This window comes from Streptomyces sp. NPDC051105 (assembly GCF_040682795.1).
GTDB lineage: Bacteria > Actinomycetota > Actinomycetes > Streptomycetales > Streptomycetaceae > Streptomyces.
Window position 1 is genome coordinate 1 of record NZ_JBFBBR010000026.1, and the last position, 22406, is coordinate 22406.

The 22406-nt window shown below is 70.0% G+C and carries 18 protein-coding genes; 6 read left to right on the top strand and 12 right to left on the bottom strand.

What is annotated here, in order from left to right; genetic code table 11:
* On the top strand, nucleotides 1-219 hold a 219-nt coding region (locus AB0N16_RS39260), incomplete at its 5' end, for a phosphopantetheine-binding protein (RefSeq protein WP_365805434.1).
* A 95-nt stretch (nucleotides 220-314) separates the two neighbouring features.
* Nucleotides 315-1067, top strand: a complete 753-nt coding sequence (locus tag AB0N16_RS39265; RefSeq protein ID WP_365805436.1) for an N-acetyltransferase — start codon at nucleotides 315-317, stop codon at nucleotides 1065-1067.
* A 72-nt stretch (nucleotides 1068-1139) separates the two neighbouring features.
* On the opposite strand, the gene AB0N16_RS39270 is transcribed toward AB0N16_RS39265, so the two are convergent.
* From AB0N16_RS39270 to AB0N16_RS39300, 7 genes are all read right to left on the bottom strand, one after another.
* On the bottom strand, nucleotides 1140-2168 hold the full coding sequence (locus AB0N16_RS39270) for a class I SAM-dependent methyltransferase (RefSeq protein ID WP_365805438.1): 1029 nt from the start codon (nucleotides 2166-2168) through the stop codon (nucleotides 1140-1142).
* A gap of 29 nt (nucleotides 2169-2197) precedes the next feature.
* Complete coding sequence (locus AB0N16_RS39275) at nucleotides 2198-3238, bottom strand: TauD/TfdA family dioxygenase (RefSeq protein WP_365805439.1); 1041 nt, start codon at nucleotides 3236-3238, stop codon at nucleotides 2198-2200.
* A gap of 34 nt (nucleotides 3239-3272) precedes the next feature.
* Entirely contained in the window at nucleotides 3273-4112 is an 840-nt protein-coding gene (locus AB0N16_RS39280) for a DUF6071 family protein (protein WP_365805441.1), read from the bottom strand.
* On the bottom strand, nucleotides 4105-4329 hold the full coding sequence (locus tag AB0N16_RS39285; RefSeq protein WP_365805443.1) for an MbtH family NRPS accessory protein: 225 nt from the start codon (nucleotides 4327-4329) through the stop codon (nucleotides 4105-4107). The genes AB0N16_RS39280 and AB0N16_RS39285 overlap by 8 nt, the downstream gene beginning before the upstream one ends.
* A gap of 3 nt (nucleotides 4330-4332) precedes the next feature.
* The gene (locus AB0N16_RS39290; protein ID WP_365805445.1) at nucleotides 4333-6132 is read right to left on the bottom strand and encodes a non-ribosomal peptide synthetase; all 1800 of its coding nucleotides are present in this window, start codon (nucleotides 6130-6132) and stop codon (nucleotides 4333-4335) included.
* 85 nt (nucleotides 6133-6217) lie between these two features.
* On the bottom strand, nucleotides 6218-7225 hold the full coding sequence (locus AB0N16_RS39295) for a cupin-like domain-containing protein (RefSeq protein ID WP_365805447.1): 1008 nt from the start codon (nucleotides 7223-7225) through the stop codon (nucleotides 6218-6220).
* Nucleotides 7226-7657: 432 nt separating this feature from the next.
* Nucleotides 7658-8632 (bottom strand): beta-ketoacyl-ACP synthase 3, encoded by a 975-nt coding sequence (locus AB0N16_RS39300; RefSeq protein WP_365805449.1) that lies wholly within the window; start codon nucleotides 8630-8632, stop codon nucleotides 7658-7660.
* Nucleotides 8633-9031: 399 nt separating this feature from the next.
* Here AB0N16_RS39300 and AB0N16_RS39305 point away from each other — a divergent pair, with 399 nt between their 5' ends.
* A complete protein-coding gene (locus AB0N16_RS39305; protein WP_365805451.1) occupies nucleotides 9032-9352 on the top strand; it encodes a helix-turn-helix transcriptional regulator in 321 nt (106 codons plus the stop codon).
* Nucleotides 9349-10128: a 4'-phosphopantetheinyl transferase superfamily protein gene (locus AB0N16_RS39310; RefSeq protein WP_365805453.1), complete on the top strand. Its 780-nt coding sequence runs from the start codon at nucleotides 9349-9351 to the stop codon at nucleotides 10126-10128. Before AB0N16_RS39305 ends, AB0N16_RS39310 begins: the two co-directional genes overlap by 4 nt.
* A 93-nt stretch (nucleotides 10129-10221) precedes the next feature.
* On the opposite strand, the gene AB0N16_RS39315 is transcribed toward AB0N16_RS39310, so the two are convergent.
* From AB0N16_RS39315 to AB0N16_RS39335, 5 genes are all read right to left on the bottom strand, one after another.
* Entirely contained in the window at nucleotides 10222-11142 is a 921-nt protein-coding gene (locus AB0N16_RS39315; protein ID WP_365805455.1) for an SDR family NAD(P)-dependent oxidoreductase, read from the bottom strand.
* Nucleotides 11143-11205: 63 nt separating this feature from the next.
* Nucleotides 11206-12216 carry an SDR family oxidoreductase gene (locus tag AB0N16_RS39320; RefSeq protein WP_365805457.1) on the bottom strand — a complete coding sequence of 337 codons (1011 nt, stop codon included), beginning with the start codon at nucleotides 12214-12216 and terminating at the stop codon, nucleotides 11206-11208.
* The gene (locus AB0N16_RS39325) at nucleotides 12213-13538 is read right to left on the bottom strand and encodes an FAD-binding oxidoreductase (RefSeq protein ID WP_365805459.1); all 1326 of its coding nucleotides are present in this window, start codon (nucleotides 13536-13538) and stop codon (nucleotides 12213-12215) included. Before AB0N16_RS39325 ends, AB0N16_RS39320 begins: the two co-directional genes overlap by 4 nt.
* A gap of 63 nt (nucleotides 13539-13601) precedes the next feature.
* Nucleotides 13602-14477, bottom strand: coding sequence for a cyclopropane-fatty-acyl-phospholipid synthase family protein (locus AB0N16_RS39330; protein WP_365805461.1), 876 nt, complete (start codon nucleotides 14475-14477; stop codon nucleotides 13602-13604).
* Entirely contained in the window at nucleotides 14474-14725 is a 252-nt protein-coding gene (locus tag AB0N16_RS39335) for an acyl carrier protein (RefSeq protein WP_365805463.1), read from the bottom strand. Before AB0N16_RS39335 ends, AB0N16_RS39330 begins: the two co-directional genes overlap by 4 nt.
* Before the next feature lie 359 nt (nucleotides 14726-15084).
* Here AB0N16_RS39335 and AB0N16_RS39340 point away from each other — a divergent pair, with 359 nt between their 5' ends.
* Together AB0N16_RS39340 and AB0N16_RS39345 are read left to right on the top strand one after the other, a co-directional pair.
* Nucleotides 15085-15933 carry an alpha/beta hydrolase gene (locus tag AB0N16_RS39340; RefSeq protein ID WP_365805465.1) on the top strand — a complete coding sequence of 283 codons (849 nt, stop codon included), beginning with the start codon at nucleotides 15085-15087 and terminating at the stop codon, nucleotides 15931-15933.
* A 617-nt stretch (nucleotides 15934-16550) separates the two neighbouring features.
* Nucleotides 16551-22406, top strand: a complete 5856-nt coding sequence (locus AB0N16_RS39345; RefSeq protein ID WP_365805467.1) for an SDR family NAD(P)-dependent oxidoreductase — start codon at nucleotides 16551-16553, stop codon at nucleotides 22404-22406.

A 22406-nucleotide genomic window follows, 5' to 3' on the forward strand; every position in this document is an offset into this window, starting at 1 on the left:
ATCGCCCACATCTGGTCCGAACTCCTCGGAGTATCACCCATCGGCACCGACGACGACTTCTTCGAACTCGGCGGACACTCCATGCTCGCCATCCAGGTCATCTCCCGCATCAACGAAGCCCTCGACACCGACATCAACCTGCAGGTGCTCTTCGACACGCCCAGCATCGCGGCGCTGGCCAAGCACGTTCAGCACCTGTCGGGCGGCGAGGGCTCCTGACCCCGTGGGACGCCGTCCCGACAGGCTTACGCCGGGACGGCGTCCCATGCGCTCCACGCAGGCTTGTGGTGATTCACGAGGAGAAGAGGGGGACCATGTCCGAGGACATACGGATAGTGACGCTGGCCGAGCGGCCCGACCTGGCGGGGCGCGTCGAGGCGCTCAAGGGCAACTGGCCGGAGTTCATGCGGCACGAGCCGATCGGCGAGAGGTTCTACCTCGACGCCCCTCAGGATTACGCCGAGTACACGCTCGTCGCCCTGTCGGCGGAGGATCCGGGACACGTGCTCGCGCGGGCGCATTGCGTGCCCATCGGCCTGAACGACACGCCTCCCAAGGGTCTGCCCGACACCGGATGGGACGGCGCGGTGCGTCAGGCCCATCTGGCTCGGCTGGCGGGATACAAGGGGGACGCGGTGTGCGGCCTCGAGGTCATGGTCCGCCAGGAGCTCCGCAGGGCAGGGCTCGGCACGGAAATGCTGCGCGCCATGCACCGGCTGGCCGCGGCCAGGGGCTTCCGTCACTTCGTCGCGCCGGTCAGGCCTCCCGGCAAGGCCGACGTGCCGGACCTGCCGATGAGCGACTACATCGAGCGGACCAGGAACGGACTTCCGGACGACCCCCTGCTGCGCGCACATGTCAGGCTCGGGGCGGAGATCGTGGGGGTGGCCCCCGCGTCGATGATCGTCGTGGGATCGCTCGACGAGTGGCGGGAGTGGACGGGGCTCCCCTTCGGCACGGACGGTCCGACGATCGTCCCCGGTGCTCTGACCCCGGTCCACAGCGACCTTCGCCATGGGACCGCGGTGTACGTCGAGCCCAACGTCTGGGTGCACCGGGCCCTGTGACCACGGTGAAAGCGGTGGCCCCCGGCGCACGGAGCGCGCCGGGGGCCACCGCTTGCTCAGGCTCTGCCGGGCTCACTCCGCCGTCGCGGGGACCAGTTCGAAGAGGTATCCGTTGGGCGGTGTGGTCGTGGGGTGGACCGCCGTGCAGTTCCAGCCGCTCTCGGTGAAGGCCTCCTGCCACTGGTCGTAGGTGGGGAGGTAGTCCCCCATCAGCGCGTGGATCGCCTCGAATCCGAGCGTGAAGATGGTGGTGTCCGGGCCGGGCAGCTCCGTCGTGCGTACGACGTCGCAGATGAAGAGGCGCTCGGCCGCGGGGAAGGCGGTGCGCAGGCCGCGCAGGGTGCGCACGCAGCTCTCGTACGGCCAGAAGTCGTGCCCCATGAAGACGCAGGTGATCGTGTCCACGTCGGCGAACTCGGGGAGCGGCTCCAGCGCCAGGGCATCGCCCTTGAGTACGGTGATCCGGTCGGCGAGTCCGGCCTCGCCGACGGACTCGGCGGCCAGTTGGACGGCCGCGCCGGAGATGTCCACGCCCACGCCGTGGACGCCGGTGTGGTTGCCGGCGATGCGGATCAGCCGCTGTCCGGAACCGCAGCCGAGGTCGGCGACCTTCCCGAGGTCCAGATCGGCGAGCACGGCGTCGAAGAGCTTCTCGACCTCCTCCTCGCCGATGAGGCGCGAGCCTATCGCCACCGCCCGCATGTCGCGGTGGTAGAAGTCGCCGGACCGCTGGTCCTCGTGGGCCACGTCCGGTGCGGTGCTGAACAGCTCGCCGCACCCCTTGACCAGCCAGTAGAAGTAGCCACGCGCAGCGTACGCCTCCTCGAAGCGCGCCCCCGGTACGACCAGGTCGTCCTCCTTTATCTCGACGACCTGAGCCCAGTGCAGGGCGCGGTGGATGGTCCGCACCACGTTCTCGTCGAGCTGCTGGTCGCTGCGGCCGCGGAACGGAGTCTCACCCTTCGAGGACAGCTCGTCGAGGAGACCCAACTGGTGTGCGGCGGACAGAGCCGAGGCAGCGACGTAGGACGAGAAGAGGTCCGCTGCCGGGCCACGGGTCCATTCGACGGGAAGCGGAGCACTGATCCTGGAAGAAGACATCGGGTGTAACCCTTCGGTTCGATCGACGGTCACAGTGCTCGGGCGTTGGCGGCAAACGGCTCGGTCATGCCGACGATGATCTGGCGCGGCGGGATGAACGACTCCCGGCCGTGGGCCACCAGCATGTTGTCGAGCATCAGGATGTCGCCCTCACGCCATGGGACCACGACCTTCTCCGCCAGGTACGCGGCACGCAGCTCTTCCACGATCTCGGGCTCGATGTCGGCGCCGTCGCCGTAGTACGTGTTGTTCGGAAGGCGGTCCTTGCCCATCGACATCAGGGCTTTCACCGTTCCGGGATCAAACAGCTGTACGTTAAAGAAAACCAGGTGGTTGAACCAGGTCGCGTCACCCGTGACGGGATGACGCGCGCTGACCGGACGGATCTGGCGGGTGGTCAGTTCCTCCTTCTCCCCCCAGCTGAAGCTGATGTCGTTGTCACGGCAGTACTTCTCCACCTCGCTCCGCTCCTCCGTCTGGAAGGCCTCGCGCCAGCTGAGCCCGAGCCTTCCTCCGAAGTGGCGTACGTAGGAGTACTTCCGCTCCTCCAGTCGCCGGCGCGTGTCGGCGGAAATGCGCTGGTATATCTTGCGGCAGTCGGCGATCGGCGTCCCGCCGCCGGCACCGGGTGCCTCGACGCAGTGGAAGAAGATGACCTGGGGCCAGGTCTGGTTGTACGACTGCTCGTTGTGCAGGAAGATCTCCTGCGCCGCCGGATAGTCGGTCGAGGTGTAGACCTTGTCACCCACCTCGTGGCGCGGAGAGGTCCGTTCCATGTAGTCGAGCGGCTCACCGGACAGGGCGGTCATGAGCGTGCGGAACGTCTCGGGCGTGGCATCGGCAAAGCCACGGAAGAGGATTCCGCCGTACGCGAGCAGTCGCTGCCGGATCTCCGACCGGTACTGCGTGACGAGTTCGATCAGGTCGGTGTCGGCGGCGCGCGGTTCGAGAATGAGGGGCAACTGCTGTCCGGGGGCCGCCCACTTCTGCACGATGTGCGGCACATCCGGAAGTCCGGCGGCGATGTCCGCCGACAGCGGATCGGTCGGGCGTCCCTTTAATTCTGGCATGCTCAGGTTTCCTCCTTTTGTTCTCGCGTGGGACTCAAAGGATTCCGCTCTCCGTCATCTCCGCGTGGAGCAGCCTCGCCCACTGCTGATGGGCTTCGGAGAGCGGATGCTGTGCGGATGCGCGAGGGGCGCCCGAGCGCACCAGCCACTCCTCGAAGGTGTGTCCGTCCTTGTAGCCCATCTCACCGTTGCCGATGGAGTGGACGGACCGGTGCGCGCCCGGCCGGATGAACTGGAGCAGGTGCTGCGTCAGCAGGGAGAACCGGTTGACGGGCTCGGCGTTCGTGGCCAGTGCGTCGTGGAAATGGAATCGCACCCCGAGTGACGACAGGAAGAACTGGACGTTCAGCAGCTGCTGGACGTAGGTGACCGTGGCCTGCTCCTCGGTGAACAGGTAACGGTAATAGAGCCGATTCGCCTTGAGCGCCCCGCGATCGGCGCCGTGCTTGGCGGTGGACAGGTTGGTCTTCATCAGGCTCCAGCCGTCGTCGAACGGCGCGTCGGACCTGACGTCGACCCCGGGCATGCTGTCGAAACGCTCGGTTCTGACCAGGTCCGTGAACCCGATGCAGACGAGGAGTTCGTCGGCCGAGCCTCCGGCGGCGAGGTAGCTGCACACGTAGTCGTAGGTCATGCGCACCGCGCGGGCGTTCGAGCCGCCGCTGCGTCCGGCGTTGATGACCGTCTCGACGTCCAGAAGTCTGCCCAGATGACTGGGCCACGCCTTTTTGTTCCGATAGGCGCGAACCTGGGTCTGCGTCCGGATGTCCTTGCTGCGTCCGGCCAGGCGCAGCTCAGGATCCTCCTCCTCGAGTTCCTTGCCCTCGGTGAAACTGCATCCGTTCGCATAGAGCGTACGAATAATGTCACTCACCCCCTCGGATCGCCGACGTCTTCGGGGCTCGCAGGCTCAGGGGCCGCATGTCGGTCCAGGTGCGCTCGATGTAGTCGAGGCATCCGGACTTGTCGCCACGGAAGTCGAGGGCCCGCCAGCCCTCGGGAATGTCCCGGTGCGCCGGCCAGATCGAGTACTGTTCCTCGGCGTTGACCACGACGACGTGTTCCATCACAGCTTCCACGGATTCCTCCATGTGTCATGTTCCTTGGACATCGGCGGTACGAAGCCTGGTGACCAGGTCGGTGATCGCGGAGATCGTGCGGCAGTCCAGGATCTCCCGCAAGCGGATCTCCACGCCGAAGGTCTCGTTGATCCGTGCGGCGATGCGCATGCCGGAGAGCGAGTTCCCGCCGAGGGCGAGGAAGTCGTCGTCCGGGTCGCAGGTCGCGATGCCGAGGGCCTGACACCAGATGGCCTGAACGCTGTCGTCGGTGCCGCCCGGCCCAGCCGAAGCCGTGGTGAGGGCGGGGGCGGCGGGCTGCCTGTCCGTCAGGGAACTGACATCGATTTTGCCGTTGGGCAGCACCGGCATGTCGCTGAGCACTTCCAGGGTGTTCGGCACCATGAATTCCGGAAGCCGGCCCTTGAGGAACGCCGTGATGTCCTCGGTGCCGTCCCGCTCGTCGACGAGCTCCACGAAGGCCACCAGTCCGGTGAGACCGGAGGGCTCGGTCCGGGTCACGACACAGGCTTTCCGGACCCGTGGATGGAGCGCGAGGGCTCCCTCCACCTCACTGGGGTTGACGCGGAAGCCCCTGATCTTGGCCTGCCGGTCGGCACGGCCCACGAAGTGCAACAGGCCGGACGGGTCCTGCCGCACCAGGTCCCCGGTCCGGTAGAGACGGCCGTGTCCGTCCGGATCGGGTACGAAGGAGAGCGCTGTCGCCCCGGGATCGCCCCAGTAGCCCCGTGCGACGCCCGGACCGCCTATGCAGAGTTCTCCGGCCTCGCCCGCCGGGACCCTCCGCATCGCGTCGTCGAGTACGGCCACGGTGACGCTCGGGCAGGGTGTTCCCAGCGGCAGACCCCCGAGCGGGTCCACGGGGGACTTCCTGTCGTCGAGGTGGACCGTGGAGGTCACGCAGGTCTCGGTGAGCCCGTAGCAGTTCCACAGGTCGACGTCCTCGGGAACGTACTCACGCCAGGTCGTCAGGTCGGCCGGGGACGCGGCCTCGCCACCGATCAGCACACTGCGCACACAGGACGGAAGCCGCACCGATCCCCGGCCCAGTTCGAGGCAGATCTCGTGCCAGTACGACGTCGGCAGATACAGGTGGGTGACCGACTGGTCCGCCAGCTCCCGCAGGAAGTGCGGTACGCCGTAGTCCGCCTCGTCGGTGCGCATCACCAGGGACGCACCCTTGCACAGGGGGAGGATGACCTCCTCGATGCTGGAGTCCCAGCCGAAGGCCCCGAAGTGCAGCGCCCGGTCCGCGGCCCCGAGGGTGTACGGCTCCGTCACGTTCGTCACGAGGTTGCGCAGCGCGCGATGGTCGATCATCACGCCCTTGGACGGTCCGCTCGAGCCGCTGGTGTGCACCAGGCAGGCGAGCTGGTACCCCTGAGGATCGGGCGGTGGCGCCGCTGCGGAACCGCTCGCCCCGACGGTCTGCTCGATCTCCAGCACCGGGCACTCGCTCCAGGCGCCCTTGAGATGCTCGACGTTGTTCCTGTCCGTCAGCAGCGCGGCCGGGCGGACGCGCCCGAAGATCTCCCGTAAGCGCTCGCGGGGTGTGCCCTCGGCCAGCGGTACGTAGACGCTGTTCGCCCGCCAGACGCCCAGCATCGCGACGACGGCCCACTCACCGCGTCCGGTGATCACGACCACGGGCCGTTCCTCGGAGTGCTCGATGCAGGAGCTCAGGGTCTCGGCCGTGGCGTCGACCAGGGCATCGAGCTCGCCGTAGGTCAGCCAGCGACCGCGGGAGGCGATCGCCTTCGCGTCGGGCCGCGTGACCGCGTGTGCGGCTATGGTCTGGTGGACCCTCTCCAGCACAGTTACTCCCCCGTGAGAAGACATTGGGACGAAGGGCCAGATCACCCAGGCGATCTGGTTCACAACCGCCGAGCCGGCATCAACCTCAGGTGGAGGGATCGTTGCCCTCGGAGAAGTTTCCGGTCCGCAGCGCGTCGTAGAGCCTCTTGCCGGTGGACGGCGGCGAGAAGAAGAACCGGGTCTCCTCACTGCGGCCCCGTAGGCCGTGCTCGATGAAGTCCATGGCGGTGCGGTGCCAGTACGAGGGCCCGAGCCGGCCCAGCAGCGCCAGGTACTCCCCGAAGTTCTGGGACGGGCCGAACCAGTGGTTGACCGAGACCGACGGGGTGTGCGAGCGAATGTCGTGCCAGCAGCCGCGCGGGATGAAGACGATGTCGCCGGGGCCGACCGTGGCGCTGTAGAACGTGACGTCGCGCAGCAGGGGGTGGCGGGCCACGTCCGGATGGGCGACGTCGATCTGGCTGTTGACCAGGTTGTCGGGGAAGGGGTAGGCGGCGCGGCTGTCCCGCCAGGGCAGGAGCGTGACGGTCTTGGTGCCCCAGATCTGGCAGAAGAGGTTGTCCTTGAGGTCGGAGTGCAGCATGGAGCGGGTTCCCGAGGAGCCGATCCACAACCGCGTGTCGCTGCCGTGCCGGTCGGGTGCGCCGAGCAGGGACGTGAAGTCGCAGTCCGAGAGGTCGAGGAGTTCCGACGCTCGCTGATAGGCCAGATAGCAGGGCGAGTCCGCGTCCGCGGCCAGCATGGCGTCGATGAACTCGGCGAAGCTCAGCGTGCGTTCGTAGAGCTTCTGGTCCTTCGGATAGAGCACGCCGTCGGCGGGCAGGCCCATCAGCGCGGTGACCTCGCGCTGTCCGTGGGTTTCCCGCAGGCGCTCGGGAGACCATGCCTGACGAGCGGCCCAGCCGTCGCTCAGACCACTGAAGATCAAGGGCGTTTCCCGCTGTCCGACGCTTCGCCGCAGTCCGGCCGGCGTCTCGTCGGCGGCCCGGGGAATCGGCCGCACATCGATACCGGCCTGCCGGAGTGCCTCTCTCGGATCCGCGTCCGAGGCATTGCGTTGCGCGGGGCCTGCGTTGCTGGCGGTCGTGGTCACCTTGTCCTCCTGGCGCTGCATGGCGAGTTCACCGCACCCGCGCGCGCAGGAAGGCTCTGACGACCGCCTTCTGCGATAACCGGGTATGCGAGCGGGGCGGATTATGAGGGGCGGTTCCGGTAAATCCGTGGACACCATGGCCGGACGGATGCGAGATGACGCGATGCAACAAAGCACTCCAGTCGGTGTTACCTGCGCACACTCCACGGACGAACATCAGCTCTTCGAACATCAAACAGGTGTGGTCGGTGTGCAGCAACCGACATCCCAAGTGGTGTCCATCACAAAATGATGTTGTGGTCTGCGCACCGAAGACGGGTACGTAAAACCTGTTGCGCGCAAGGCAATTGATGTGTTGTCAGTGCCGTTCGGCGGCTTTCTTCGCGGACCTGTCGGCCGTATGCGCGCGGGGCATCCGGGCACCGGCCCAGCTCAGGGGCAGGACACCACCTGCGCCGCAAAACTGAGCCCGGCGCCGAAGCCCATCAGGAGGACCGGGTCGCCGGACCGGATCTGGCCGAGGTCGATGAGGCGGGTCAGGGCGAGCGGGACGGAGGCCGCCGAGGTGTTGCCGGTCTCCACGATGTCGCGGGCGACCGCGGCGTTCGTCGCGCCGAGGCTCGTCGCGAGGCGCGTTATCATCCGCAGGTTGGCCTGGTGGGTGACGAGGCCCTTGAGGTCCTCCGGGGCCAGCCCGGCGCGCGCGCAGGCCGCTCGGGCGACCTGGACCAGCTCGGTGGTGACCCAGCGGTAGACGGCCTGGCCGCTCATCGTCACGCTGCCGTGCCGGTCGGGGATGGCGATCAGGGAAGCCTTCTCGCCGTCGCCTCCCCACACCACCGGGTGGATTCCGGTGTGGTCGGCGGAGACGACGACCGCGGCACCCGCACCGTCCGCGAAGACCGTGGCGGTGTCGACGTCCATGGGGTCCACCCAGTCGGTCATTCGTTCCGCGCCGACGACCAGCGCGCAGCGGCTCGTGCCCGAGCGGACCAGACCGTCGGCGATTCCGAGTCCGTAACAGAAGCCCGCACAGGCCGCGTTGACGTCGAAGGCCGCGACCGTGGGAATGCCGAGCAGCGCGGCGACGGACGCCGCGCCGTTCGGCATGGGCGAGGGCATGGAGCAGGTGGCCAGGACGAGGAGGTCGACATCGGCCGGGGCGAGCCCCGCCGCGGAGAGGGCCTTCGCGGCGGCGGTGGCGCCCATGCCCGTCAGGGAGTCCTCCGGGCCCGCGAAACGCCGCTCGCGGATGCCCACGCGCCGCTCGATCCACTCGGCGGACACGCCGAGTGGATCCCCCAGTTCTGCATTGCCGACGACCCGTCGGGGCCGGACGCCGGCGACGGCGGCGATTCGGGAGCCGGCCCCGGCGCCGGGAACGACCGGTGCAGATGAATTGGACAACTTACTGTCACCTCGGTGTGTCTGCGGCGGCGGACAGGGCGGTGAATGCCGACAATTCACCATTCCGCGGACACGGAATGAGGCTCGGCACAATAAGCGGAATCAGGGATTCTGTCTCTTTCATCAAACTCTTACCGTTCTCCGGAGAAGAGCGGCCCGGGGAAATCGCAGATGAGTGCCGCGCGGTCCGGGCCGCCGGTGCCACTCGGCACCAAACCCACCTGGGGAGATTCCCGATATGCGTTCACGCCGTATTTTGCTGACAGACCCTCAACACCATGGTGGTATATAATCCGCTGAGTTCCGGACATCTAGGGGAGGATGTTCAGTTCGCGGCTTTCGAGGCTCTCACCTGACTCCTCCTCTGGAGGACCAGCACCTCTAGGAGTTGGAGAGAGCATGTACGGGGAAAACCAACCAACTGTCGAAAATGCCGGATCGGGAACGAAGCCCGGGGATGGCGGGGGCTTAGCGCAGGTCACGCGCTCGGCCCTGCAGGAGCTGACGCCGCGTGAACGTGAAGTACTCGGCGCGCTGTCGAACGCCGAGGGGAACAGGGCCCTCGCCCGTCGGCTCGGCATCGCCGAGCGTACGGTGAAGGCCCATCTGACGAGCATCACACGGAAGCTGGGGCTCCGGAACAGGGTGGAGGCCACACTCCTGTCGGTGCAGTGGGCGGACGAGCTCCGGTCGAACCGAACCAGTCCCGAGCACACGTGACCGTCTGTCCGACCGGTCCGCAGAAGGTCGCCGTATGGACCTTGTGGATCCCTGATCACGCGGCGGCGGCGGCCGACAGCGCGTGGATCCTCGACGCCGAGGAGACCGCGCGGGCCGACGGGTTCCAGGATCCGGTGGCACGTGTGCGCTACGTCGCCTCCCATGTGGGCCTCCGCGTACTGCTCGGCGGGTATCTGGGGATGGCACCGCAGGACGTGGAGTTCCTCCGCGAGCCCTGCGGGATGCCGGACTGCGAGGAGCCGCACGGGCGGCCGGTGATCGCCGGCCACCCACAGCCGTGCTTCTCGCTGTCGCATGCCGGTGACGCGGCCCTGTACGCGGTCGCGGACTCCGCCGTAGGAGCGGACATCGAGTCGGCCGAGCTGGTGCGGGACAGCCTCGACAGCGCGGCTCGCCGGCTGCATGTCGAGGAGCGGCGAGCCGTGGCCGCCCTGTCCCCTGCCCTGCGGCACCGGGCCGTGCTCGGCTGCTGGGTGCGCAAGGAGGCGTACCTCAAGGGCATCGGGACCGGACTTCCCGGCGGGCTCGGCCGCCATCATGTGGGCCTCGCCGGGGAGTTGGCGCCCGACTGGGCCCCGCCGGGGCCCGCGGGCTGGTCCATCGCCGACGTGCCCGCACCCGGCGGGTACCAGGCTGCCATCGCCGTACGCAACGCGAACGCCGCGGCGGACGGCCCGCACCCTCTGGTGCGGGTCTCCCCGCTGCGTCTGCCGCAAGGCCGCGTCGGCCCACTTCCGGTGCCCCGGATTCACTGAGACTCACCTCGCGAGGTCGCTCCGGCCGGCCGGCCTGCCCTTCCGGCCGGGGCCCGAGGGCAGTCCAGCCGGGCGGAAACACCCCGCTTCGGCCTACTGGTGTCCACCGTCGCCCGCGCCGACCGCCTTGTTCAGGCGATGCATCCGCGTGGCCAGGCTCATCCGGCCCTCCAGGCGGAACGCCGGCGGGCGGCGCCCGTCCACGTCGTCGAAGCCGTACTCGACCGCCAGGTCGCCGGTACTCAGCACCTTGCCGGTGCGCTCCATGACGTTCGGGTCGGCGAGCAGCTCGGCGATCGCCCGGCCCACGTACTCCGGGGAGTGCACCACCGACGCCGGGCCGCTGCCCATCATCTCCCAAGCCGCCGCCACGCGCTCCGTCCGCACGAAGCCCGGGTGCAGGGAGACCGCCGCGACGCCGCGCTTGCGCAGGTCGGAGGCGAAGCCTCGGCACATGCGGTCGGATGCCGACTTGAAGACGTCATAGCCGACCTGGCCGAGGTAGATGTCCCCGTCGGAGAAGCTGATGCCGACCACCAGGCCGCTCTGCTGCGGGATCATCAGCGGGACCAGCCTGCGCGTCACGTCGTACTGCCCGCGCAGCGAGGCCTCGAACAGGTCGTAGCGCCACATCGGCTGGTCCCAGAAGGGTGCGTCGAAGCGGACCTCGGCGGACCGCTCGTACCCTCCCCAGGCATTGTTGACCAGCAGGTCCAGGCGGCCGCAGTCGGTCTTGATCCGCTCGGCGAGGGCCTCGTTGTCCGCCGCCACCGAGTGGTCGCAGCGCAGGGCGACGGCCGTACCGCCGCGCCGCGTCACCTCGTCCGCAGTGTCCTCGACCGTGCCGGGCAGGTCCTCGGTGCGCCCACCGTCGCGGGTGCTGCGGCCGGTGACGTACACGGTCGCGCCCGCGTCACCGAGCGCGAGCGCGATGCCCCGGCCCACGCCTCGGCTGGCCCCGGTGACCACGGCCACCTTTCCGCCCAGGTGCGGGGCGTTCCACGCGTCGTTCACGCCAGTGTCCTTCCGTCGGTGGCGGGGTGCGCCACTTCTCGTACCAACAACCGCGTCGTCTGCTCAGCCGAGGTGGTCGGCGGCGTACTCCAGGCCGGCCAGATACGCGGCCGTGTCGTCGACGCGAGGGATTCCGTAGCGCTCGCGCAACTCCGGCATGGAGGTGGGCAGGACGCCGCCGCTGCACCGGGTGACCTCGCTGACGTCCCGCAGGACCGAGAGGTACGAGCGGGTCATCGGGGGTGTCCGCGCGATGGTGTCGGGGTCGAGCTCGTCGGCGTTCACCACCGGCGGCGGGGTCAGCGAACGGCCGCGCCCGGCCGCGTGCTTGACCAGGAGCTGGAGGCAGGTCTCGATGTCCATCGCCTCCTCGCCGTAGGTCGCCCAGAACTCCCCCTGGTCGTCGCCGAGTTCGATGGCCCGCAGGACCGCCTTGGACAACAGGTCCTGCGGGAGGAAGTCCATGCGGATGCCCGGGTGGGCGGGGACGAACGGCGCCCGGCCCCGGCCGATCCAGTCCGACATCAGCTGGACGATCTGGCCCTGCGAGGTCCAGCCCGAGGTGGACTCGCCGATGAGGTTGGTGGGCCGGAACACGGTGTGCGGCAGGCCGCTGTCGCGCAGGATCCACTCCGCCCGCTGCTTGGAGCGGATGTAGTGGGTGCAGACGTTCTCCTGGCCGAGGGGGACGGGCGCGTCCTGGGCGAGGGCGGCCACGAAGGCCGTGCTCATGAAGTGGACGGTGGCGCCCGCCTGTTCGGCGAACTCGACGACCCGGCGGGTGCCCTCGACGTTGATCGGCTCATAGCGCTCGGCGGGCAGACCCCACTCGGTCAGGCCCGCCGAGTGGATGACGACGTCGACCTCGGCCGCGAGCGCGGCATGGCTGTCCGCGTCGAGCCCGAAGCGTTCCGCCGTCAGATCCAGGGCGACCGGCGGCTCCTCGGCCTCGGGAATCGGCGTGTGGTGGGCGGCGGGAATGATCCGCGGCCCGTCCGGCGTCCGCTCCCGCAGGATGCTGCGGCCCACGACACCGGAGGCTCCGGTGAGCAGGACCGTGCGGCGGGCGCTCATACGCGGGACTCCTTCCAGTCCATCAGACGGGCCACCGCGCGGGCGCCGACGTAGAGGGCGGGTTCGGGCGGGAAACTGGCGGGGGGCCTGCGTCGTTCGTCGTCCACGAACAGCAGCCGCGAGTAGTCGGTGTCCTTGCCGAGGGCGAGGTCGCGCAGGACCTTGCCGCCGGTGTGGGTCGCGGCGATCCCGTTGCCGCAATAGCCGTATCCGTAGAGGATGCTGCCACCGTTGAGGGAACCGAAGTGGGGCGCGTAGTCACGGACGACGTCGGCGGTCCCGCCGTACGCGTACGTGAACTCGACGTCCGCCCACATCGGGAAGAACCGAAGGAACTCCCGGTGGATCTCGCGGTAGACCTCGGGGCGGTTCATGTTCCGCTGCCGCTTGTCCCGGCCGTAGTAGTAGGGAGCGGGTCCGCCGGCGAACATGACACGGTTGTCGTGCGTGAAACGGGCACAGGTGAGCAGGGACTTGGCCTCGACCAGTCCCTCGCGGCCGGCCCACGCCACGCGGGCGAGCTGCGCGTCGGTGAGGGGAGCGCTCACCATCGCGTACGTCCAGATCGGCACGACCTTCCTGCGGAAGGGGGGGAAGGCGTCCATGTGGACGTTCGTGGCGAGCACGACCTTGTTCGCCTTCACCTGGCCGCCGGCGGTCACGACCGTGGGCCGCACGCCCGGTTCGACACGCAGGCAGGGAGACCGGTCATAGAGGGTGACGCCCTTCTCGCGCACGACGCGGGCGATGCCGCGAGCGAGCTTGAAGGGATTCACCAGGGCGCCGCCGGTACGCATGCTGCCCAGAACCGCGGGCGAGCCGATGATCGCCCGGGACTCCGCGCGCGGCAGGATCTCGGCCTGTGCCGCGCCCATCCGCTCCGCGAGGTCGCGGTCGTGCTCCAGGCGCTTGAGCTGGGCGGCGTCGGTGGCGACCATCAGGTAGTCATTGGCCTCGTACTCCGCGTCGACGCGGTTCTTGCGGGCGAACCGGCCGATCTCCAGTATCGACCGGCCCACGGCCTGCGAGGCCTCGAGGGCCCGCTGCATGCCGAACTCCTTGACCAGGGCCTGGATGTCCTTGCCGATGGTGGGGGTGACGAATCCGTCGGCGCGGCCCGATGCGCCGTATCCGGAATGGTGCGCCTCGACGATACGAATGTCGAGCGCGGGCTCGGCCTCTTTGAGGAAGTAGGCGGTCCAGAGCCCGGTGAATCCGCCCCCGACAATGCAGACATCGCAGTCGACGCTCTCCCGCAGAGGAGCTCCGACGGTGACCGGTTCGGTGTCGTGCCAGTAGACGACATGCTTGTACGCGTTCAATGAGTGCTCCTCAACAGGGCCACCGGTGGAGCTGTCCGCCGCGAGGGCTTCTCGGCCCCCGCCTCACACGGCTTCGAGGATCAGCCGGGACAGGCCGAGGTGGCGGTTCGCGAAGTGACCGACCGTCGAGCCCAAATAGCGCTCATAATTGGCGACATTCTCTTCACCGGCGATTTTCACGGCCTGGTCGCGGTTGGCCCGGAGACGGTTCAGCCACTCCCGGCAAGTGCGGCTGTAATGGTCCGGATCATTGCGCAGATTCACGATGTCGAAGCGCTTCTCGCTCGACTCGATGACCTCTGAAAGGGCCGGAATCTCAGACTCTGGGAAAATGATGTCGATGATGAACATCAGGTCACGGACCGTCTGCTTGTCCATCTGGACGTTATTTCCCTTGATATTGGTCTGCAGCGCGAGCCGGCCGCCCTTCGGGAGCCAGGAACGGCACCGCTCGAAGAACTCCCGGTACGCGTCGACGCGTTCGGCGCGGGACAGGCCGGTACGTGCGAAGTGCTCGAACGCGCCGATGGAGATGATCGCGTCGTAGCGCTCTTCCGGCTCGTGGTCGAGCCAGTTCTCCACCCGCACCTCGGTACGCGGCAGGGCGGCTTCCCGCAGCTTTTCGGCCTGGCTGTCGCTGAGCGTGAGGCCGACGGCGTGCCGCACCCCGTGGGTGTTGACCAGGCGGTCGAGCAGGCTACCCCAGCCACAGCCGACGTCGAGGACCCGGCCCGCGCCGGGTGCCTTGGCGCCCTCGATCAGATAGTCCAGCTTGCGCTTCTGGGCCGTCTCAAGGGTGTCCTTGGCGTTGTTCTCGTCCCAGAGCGCACAGGTGTAGGTGAGGTCCTCGTCCAGCCACAGGGCGAAGAAGTCGTTCGAGACGTCATAGTGGTGGCGAATGGATTCTGCCGATGCGCCACGGTAGTCGATGGCCGTCACGCGACGGCGCTGCCCGGCTTGCTCTCCTCCGCGAGCTTCACAAGGTCCGCCACCGTGGTGACGCTCGCGGCCTTGCTCTCGTCGAACTCGATACCGAGGTCGTCCTCGATGGTGTAGACGAGATCGGCTATCTGGAGGCTCGAAAGACCCACCGAGTCAAAGGACGTGTCGGGGCCGAGGGTGTAGGCATCAGCCTTGCTGCCGAGCTTCTTGGCGATACGGTCGCATACCTCTTCTACAGTGATCACGCGAAGCCTTTCCGGTGTGATTGAGTGATCGCCTAATAATGTCCTGTGGGCTGCGATACAGCCACGCCGCTCAAAAGGGCGGAGGGGGAGGCGAATACGAGGGATCCGGGTGCGAACCGCCCCGGAGAGCACGGCGAGCGGTTCCAGAAGGGGCCAGGAGTTGCGACGGTACCCACACGACCGAGCGGACACCATTGCCCTTTAGGGCGATGATCGTTCTCCGCCGGAATCGCTGCTGGCGAAAATTGAGTTCAGATGTTTTGCTTGCTTCGGGCCACCCGTGGCTCGCCTGGTGTGGTGGCTTGGTCGTCGCCGGCCGCTCCCGTCCCCCGCATCCGATCTGGACCAGGAGATTCGAAATGGCTGAGGTACACCTTGCAGCGGGCACTGTGGAGTACCAGGACACCGGCGGTGACGGGCCGGTGGTGGTCCTGTTGCACGGTGTCGCGATGGACGGCTCCCTGTGGCGGACCGTGGTGGCCCGGCTGGGCTCGGAATTCCGGTGCGTGGTCCCGACGTTGCCGCTCGGCGGGCATCGCACACCGATGAAGGCCGACGCCGATCTGTCGATCCCCGGCGTGGCCCGGCTCGTCGCGGAGTTCCTCGACGAGCTGGACCTGCGGGACGTCACCCTGGTGATGAGCGACTGGGGCGGGGCTCAGGCGCTCGTCGCCCTGGGCCGGGACGAACGGGTCGGCCGGCTCGTCATCACGTCCTGTGAGGCGTTCGACAACTTCCCCCCCGGCGTGCCCGGTTCGAATCTGTACACCTCCGCGAAGATGCCGGGCGGTATCAACTTCGCCTTCAAACTCCTGAAGTGGAAGCCGATGCGGCGACTGCCCATGACCTGGGGGTGGATGAGCAAGCGGCCCGTGCCGCACGAGGTGATGGACGCCTGGTTCGAGCCCCTGTGGACCTCCGCGGAGATCCGCCGGGATCTGCGGAAGTACGTGCTCGGCGTACCTCCCAAGGAAGAACTGCTCGCCTGGGCCGAGAAATTGCGGGACTTCGACCGGCCCGCGCTCGTGGTGTGGGCCGCGGAGGACAAGGTCATGCCACTCGCGCACGGGCGGCGGCTCGCCGAGCTCCTGCCCAAGAGCGAGCTGGTGGAGATCGCGGACAGTTACACCCTCATCCCCGAGGACCAGCCGGAACAACTCGCCACGCACCTCCGGTCGTGGCTGCGTACGGGCAGTGCCGTCGGTTAGGGCCTGACCGGCGGATCAATCGGATCAATCGGATCAAGTCGCGGCAGGGCAAAGGTCACTGACCGGCGCCGGTGAACGGGGGCCGGTGCGTGCAGCCGCACGGCGGAGGAGGGAGTCGAAGCGAGGGGGTCCCCGCTCGGGCAGAGCCGAGAGCGGGAGGGGCGGCGAGTGACGGCGCCGCGACGGATACGGGTGCCGGCCCCGCGACTGCGGCGTGATCCGCCGGACAGACCCCGGGTGCCGCCGTCACCTTCCCGTCGTCCGCGCGAGGGACGCGCCCCGTGGCGGCGAGGGGGAGACCCCCATGCTCGTCGGGAGCATGGCGGAACGCGCGATCGCAAGGTGCGGGAACGACCTGGTGGCGCGGGGCTGCCGGGGCCTTCGGGTCACGGCCGGGCGCCGCGGACGGGGACGCGACGACAGGCTCCGGGGCTGCTGATGGATCTCCGTCGGACGACGAGCGGCGTTGGGTGCGTGCTCTCCGCGTGCCGGGTCGGTGACGCCTCGAAGGTCCGCCGGAAGCCGCCTGGTACCGACGGCGGGACTCCGTGGCCGCTCCCCTCGCCGGGAGCGGTGGGCCGGGCGCGGGGGGCGCAGGTGACGACGTGGAGGATGGCATGGCTGACGCGATGGACTCGACCGGCTCACTGAACGAGCGGGACAACCCCTGGACGGCGCGGCTGACCGCGCTGCCGAAGGACGCCCGGTACCCGGTCATGCTGGATCTGGTGCGGGAGAAGACCGCGGAGCTCCTCGGCTCGGAGCCGGGCGCCGTCGACCCGGAACTCGCCTATCGCGACTTCGGCTACAACTCCCTGGCCGCCGTGGAACTGACGAACAGCATCGGCACGGCCGCCGGGCTCGAACTGCCACTCACGCTGCTGTTCGACCATCCGACGCCGGCGGCCGTGGCACGTCATCTGCTGTCCTTGCTCGGGTTCGCCCCGACGGCCACCGAGTCCTCGCGGGACGTCCCGGAGGCGGCCGACGACCACGAACCCATCGCGATCGTCGGCATGGCCTGCCGTTACCCGGGCGGCATCGCCTCACCCGCCGGCTTGTGGGACGTCGTGGCCGCCGGGCACGACGTCGTCTCGGACTTCCCCTCCGACCGGGGCTGGGACCTCGACGGCCTCTTCTCCGACGACCCGGAGCGTAGCGGTACGAGCTACGCCCGTACCGGCGGCTTCCTGGACGCGGTCGCCGATTTCGACGCCGACTTCTTCGGTGTCGCGCGGCACGAGGCCCTGGCGATGGACCCGCAGCAGCGGTTGCTCCTGCACACCGTGTGGGAAGCCCTGGAGAACGCGGGGATCGACCCCGGCACGCTGCGGAAGTCCCCGACCGGGGTCTACATCGGCAGCAGCGGGCAGGACTACGAACAGGTGGCGCGCTCGGGGCCGCACGAGCTGGAGGGCTACTGGGGCATCGGTTCGGCCGGCAGCGTCCTGTCCGGCCGGACAGCCTACGCCTTCGGCTTCGAAGGACCCGCGCTCACCGTCGACACGGCCTGCTCGTCGTCCCTGGTGAGCGTGCACCTGGCGGCCCAGGCGCTGCGCGCCGGCGAGTGCACGCTCGCCCTCGCCGGCGGCGCCGCCGTGATGGCGACGCCCAAGGTGTTCACGGAGTTCAGCAGGCAGCGGGCGCTTTCGCCGGACGGCAGATGCAGGTCCTACGCCCAGGCGGCCGACGGTACGGGCTGGGCCGAGGGCGTCGGCGTCCTCGTACTGGAACGCCTCGGCGCGGCGCGTCGGCACGGACATCGCGTCCTCGCGCTCATACCCGGCTCGGCCGTCAACCAGGACGGCGCGAGCAATGGTCTGACCGCGCCGAACGGCGCCGCGCAGCAGCGGGTCGTCAGGCAGGCACTGGCGGCGGCCGGGCTTCGGCCCGGCGACATCGACGCGGTGGAGGGCCACGGCACGGGCACGAAGCTCGGCGACCCGATCGAGATCGACTCGCTCACCGCGGTGTTCGCCGAGGACCGTCCCGCCGGGCAGCCGCTGCGACTCGGCTCGTTGAAGTCCAACATCGGGCACAGCCAGGCCGCGGCGGGTGTCGGCGGCATCATCAAGATGATCGAGGCGCTGCGCCATGAGGTCCTGCCCCGGACCCTGCACGTCGACGAGCCGACCCCCAGGGCGGACTGGACGAGCGGTGCGGTGTCGTTGCTGACGGAGTCGACGCCATGGCCGCGGGGCGCGCGGGTGCGGCGGGCCGGTGTGTCGGCGTTCGGGGTCGGCGGGACGAATGCGCACGTCCTCGTGGAGGAGCCGCCCGCCGACGATCCGACGGCCGGACATCCGGGGGACGGGGGCACCTCGGGCGGCGGCGCGGTGGGTGTTCTTCCGGTCGTCCCCTGGGTGCTGTCCGCCAAGACCCCGGGCGCCCTGCGCGAGCAGGCCCACCGGCTGCACACCCGTCTCACCGCCCTGCCCGACGCCTCGCCCGCCGAGGTCGGGGCCGCGCTCGCGCTGACCCGGGCCCGCTTCGACCACCGTGCCGCCGCCGTCGGCGCCACGCGCGACGAACTCCTCGGCGTCGTGGCCGCACTCGCGCGGGGGGAGTCCCCCGAGGGAACCGCCCTCGGTCGAGCCCGTACCGGCGGCAAGGTCGTCTTCGTCTTTCCCGGACAGGGCTCCCAGTGGATCGGCATGAGCCGTGAACTCGCCGCCGCGCACCCGGTGTTCGCCGAGGAGCTGCGCGCCTGTGCCGACGCGCTCGCGCCGTACGTCGACTGGTCGCTCGACGACGTGCTGCGCGGTGCGCCCGGCGCACCCCCGCTGGACCGCGTGGACGTCGTGCAGCCCGCCCTGTTCGCCGTGATGGCCGCGCTCGCCGCGCTCTGGCGACACCACGGGGTGCGCCCCGACGCCGTCGTCGGGCACTCGCAGGGCGAGATCGCCGCCGCGTACGTCGCCGGCGGCCTGTCCCTCGACGACGCCGCGCGCGTCGTGGCGCTGCGGAGCCAGGCCATCGCCACCGCCATGGCCGGGCAGGGCGGGATGGCGTCGGTGACGGCGTCCCCGGAGCGGCTGCTCCCCCTGCTCGAACACTGGGGCGGACGCATATCCGTGGCCGCCGTGAACGGGCCGTCCTCCATGACCGTCTCCGGCACCCCCGACGCCCTCGACGAACTCCTCACCCGCTGTGCCGACGACGGCATCTGGGCCCGCCGCGTTCCCGTCGACTACGCCTCGCACTCCCCCCAGGTCGAATCCGTCAAGGAGCGCCTCGCCGAGGCCCTCGCTCCCCTCGCCCCGCGCTCCGGTGACATCCGTTTCCACTCCACGGTCACCGCGACCGAGTTCGACACGGCAGGGCTGGACGCCGGCTACTGGTACCGGAACCTGCGGCAGACGGTCCGCTTCGACGACGTCGTACGGCATCTCCTCGCCCACGGCCACACGACGTTCATCGAGGTGAGTCCGCATCCGATCCTCACGGTCGCGGTGGAGCAGACGGTGGAGGCGGCGGGTACCGCGGCCGCCGTGTTCGGCTCGGCCCGGCGGGACGGCGAACTGGCGCGCTTCACCACCGCGCTGGCCGACGCCTACGTCCACGGTGTGCCGGTGGCGTGGGACGCGCTGTTCGACGCGGACACCGCGCGCCGGGTCGAACTCCCCACGTACGCCTTCCAGCCGGAGCGGTACTGGGCCACGCCGCGGGCCACCGCGGGTGATGTGACCGGCGCGGGCCTGCGTGCGACGGGGCACCCGCTGCTCACCGCGGCCACCGACCTCGCGGACGGCACGGGCCGGCTGTTCACCGGGCGGGTCTCCCGACTCACGCACGGCTGGCTGGACGACCACGCGGTCTACGACACCGTGCTGCTGCCGGGCACCGCCTTCGTGGACATCGCGGCGTGGGCGGGCGCGCAGGTCGGCTGCGATGTGGTGACCGAGTTGACCCTGGAGGCACCGCTGGCTCTCGCGGACGACGACGCGGTGGATCTGCAGGCGTCGGTGGGGGCGCCGGACGGGGCGGGGCAGCGGTCGATCGCCGTGCATGCGCGTGGCGTCGACGCGGCCGGTGACGGGGCGTGGACCCGGCACGCCGTCGGCTTCCTGGCGGCGGCGCCGCCCGGCGGACGTCCGGCGGGAGCGACGGCTTGGCCGCCGCCCGGCGCCACGGCGGTGGACATCGACGACCTCTACGGCCTCCTCGCGGACCGGGGCTTCGGCTACGGTCCCGCCTTCCAGGGACTGCGGGCCGTCTGGCACCACGACGGCAGCCTCCTGGCGGAGGTGGACGCCACGGCGGACCCGGACGGCTTCGCCGTACACCCGGCGCTGCTGGACGCGGCGTTCCACGCCCAGCTCACCGAACTGACGGGCACGGACGCCGAGTCGGCGCAGGCCTGGCTCCCGTTCACCTGGTCCGGTGTACGGATCACCCGCCCGGGCGCCACGCGTCTGCGGGTGACGCTCACCCCTCAGGGCGAGGGGGCGGTACGGATGTCCGCGACCGACGAGACCGGCACCCCCGCGCTGTCGGTCGACTCGGTGGTGGCCCGTCCGGTGTCCCCGGCCAAGCTGGCGGCGACGGGCCGGGGGACGGACTCGCTGTTCCGCCTGGAGTGGCAGCCGCTGCGGGCTCCGACCCCGCAGGAGCGGCCCGTCGGGTCGTACGCGGTGCTGGGTGGGGACGCCGGCACCTCCGCTCCCTCCGCTCCCTCCTCGTACGGAGCGGACGTTCCCTCCTACACCGATCTGGCCGCCCTCGTCGCGGCTCTCGACGCGGGCGCCCCCGTCCCGGACGCCGTGATCGCCGCCGAGCCCGCTCCGGGCGCGGTGCCGGACGCGGCACAGGCCCGTGCTCTGGCGCATCGCGCCCTCGCCCTGCTCCAGGGGTGGCTCGCCGAGGAGCGCCTCGCCGACTCCCGGCTCGTCCTCGTCACACGGGACGCCGTCGCGGTCACCCCGGACGCCACCGTCGTCCGGCCGGACCTCGCTGCCCTCTGGGGCCTGGTCCGTTCCGCGCAGTCCGAGCACCCGGGACGGTTCACGCTGATCGACCTGGACGGTGCGGAGGGTCCCGCTCCGTCCGCGCTGCTCGCCACGCAGGAGCCCCAACTCGCCGTGCGCGACGGCATCGTGTTCGTACCCCGCGTCGTCCGCGCCCGCGCCGTGGGGGAACCGCTCCCCTTCGACCCGAACGGCACCGTCCTCGTCACCGGCGGCACCAGCGGCATCGGCGCCCAGGTGGCCCGGCACCTGGTCGCCGAGCGCGGTGCCCGGCATCTGCTCCTCGCGAGCCGTCGTGGCCGCGCCGCCGAAGGAGTGGCCGAACTCGCCGCCGAACTGGGCGCTCTCGGAGCCGACGTCACGATCTCGGCCTGCGACATCACCGAGCGGGCGGCCGTGGCCGAGCTCCTCGCCGGAGTGCCGCGGGCGCATCCGCTCACCTCCGTGATCCACTCCGCCGGAGTCCTCGACGACGGGCTCGTCGAGACGCTCACCCCCGAACGCCTCGACCGCGTCATGCGGCCCAAGGCCGACGCCGTGCTCCACCTGCACGAGCTGACCGCCGGTGCCCCGCTCCGCTCCTTCGTGCTCTTCTCCTCCGTGGCCGGGACCATCGGAGGCCCCGGGCAGGGGAACTACGCCGCCGCCAACACCTTCCTCGACGCCTTCGCCCAGTGGCGGCGTGCGCAGGGCCTGCCCGCCGTCTCGCTCGCCTGGGGACTGTGGGACGAGACGAGCGCCATGACCCGGCATCTCGCCGGCGACGGAGTGGCCCAGCTCGGCAGGTCGGGACTCGCCCCGCTCGCGACCGACGAAGGACTCCGGCTCTTCGATGCCGCGCACCACACCGGTGACTCACTGCTTCTGCCCGCCCGGCTCGACATGGCCGCCCTCCGCGCCCAGGGCCGCGACGGCGTGCTTCCCGCGGTCCTGCGCGTCCTCGCCCCGACCGTGGCCCGCCCGGCCGGGGCCCGGGGCGGTGCGCTGCTCACCCGTCTCGCTGCCACGCCGCCGGAGGAACGTGCCGCACTCGTCTCGGGTGTCGTCGCCGCCGAGGTCGCCGCCGTGCTCGGCCATGAGGACGCCGGGGCGGTGGATCCGGAACGGCCCTTCAAGGAGCTGGGGCTGGACTCGCTCGGCGCGGTGCGGCTACGCAACCGGCTCAGCCAGGCCACCGGGCTGACCCTGCCGTCCACGCTCGTCTTCAGCCACCCCTCGGTCCCCGCCCTCGCCGCCCATCTGCGGTCCCTCCTGGAGGAGCGCGGCGAGCCGGAGGAGCGGCCGCCGGCCGCCACCGCCGTGCACGCGGAACTCGAGCGGCTCGCCGCGCTCCTTCCCTCCGTCGACTCGTCCGACATCGGCGCCGTGAGCGCCCGGCTGCGGTCACTCCTCGCCGCCGTGGAGGACCGGGAGTCCGGCCTCGACGGCAACCACAGGCACCTCATCGACGACGCCACCGCCGCCGAGATCTACGACCTGATCGACAACGACCTGGGGGTGGCCTGA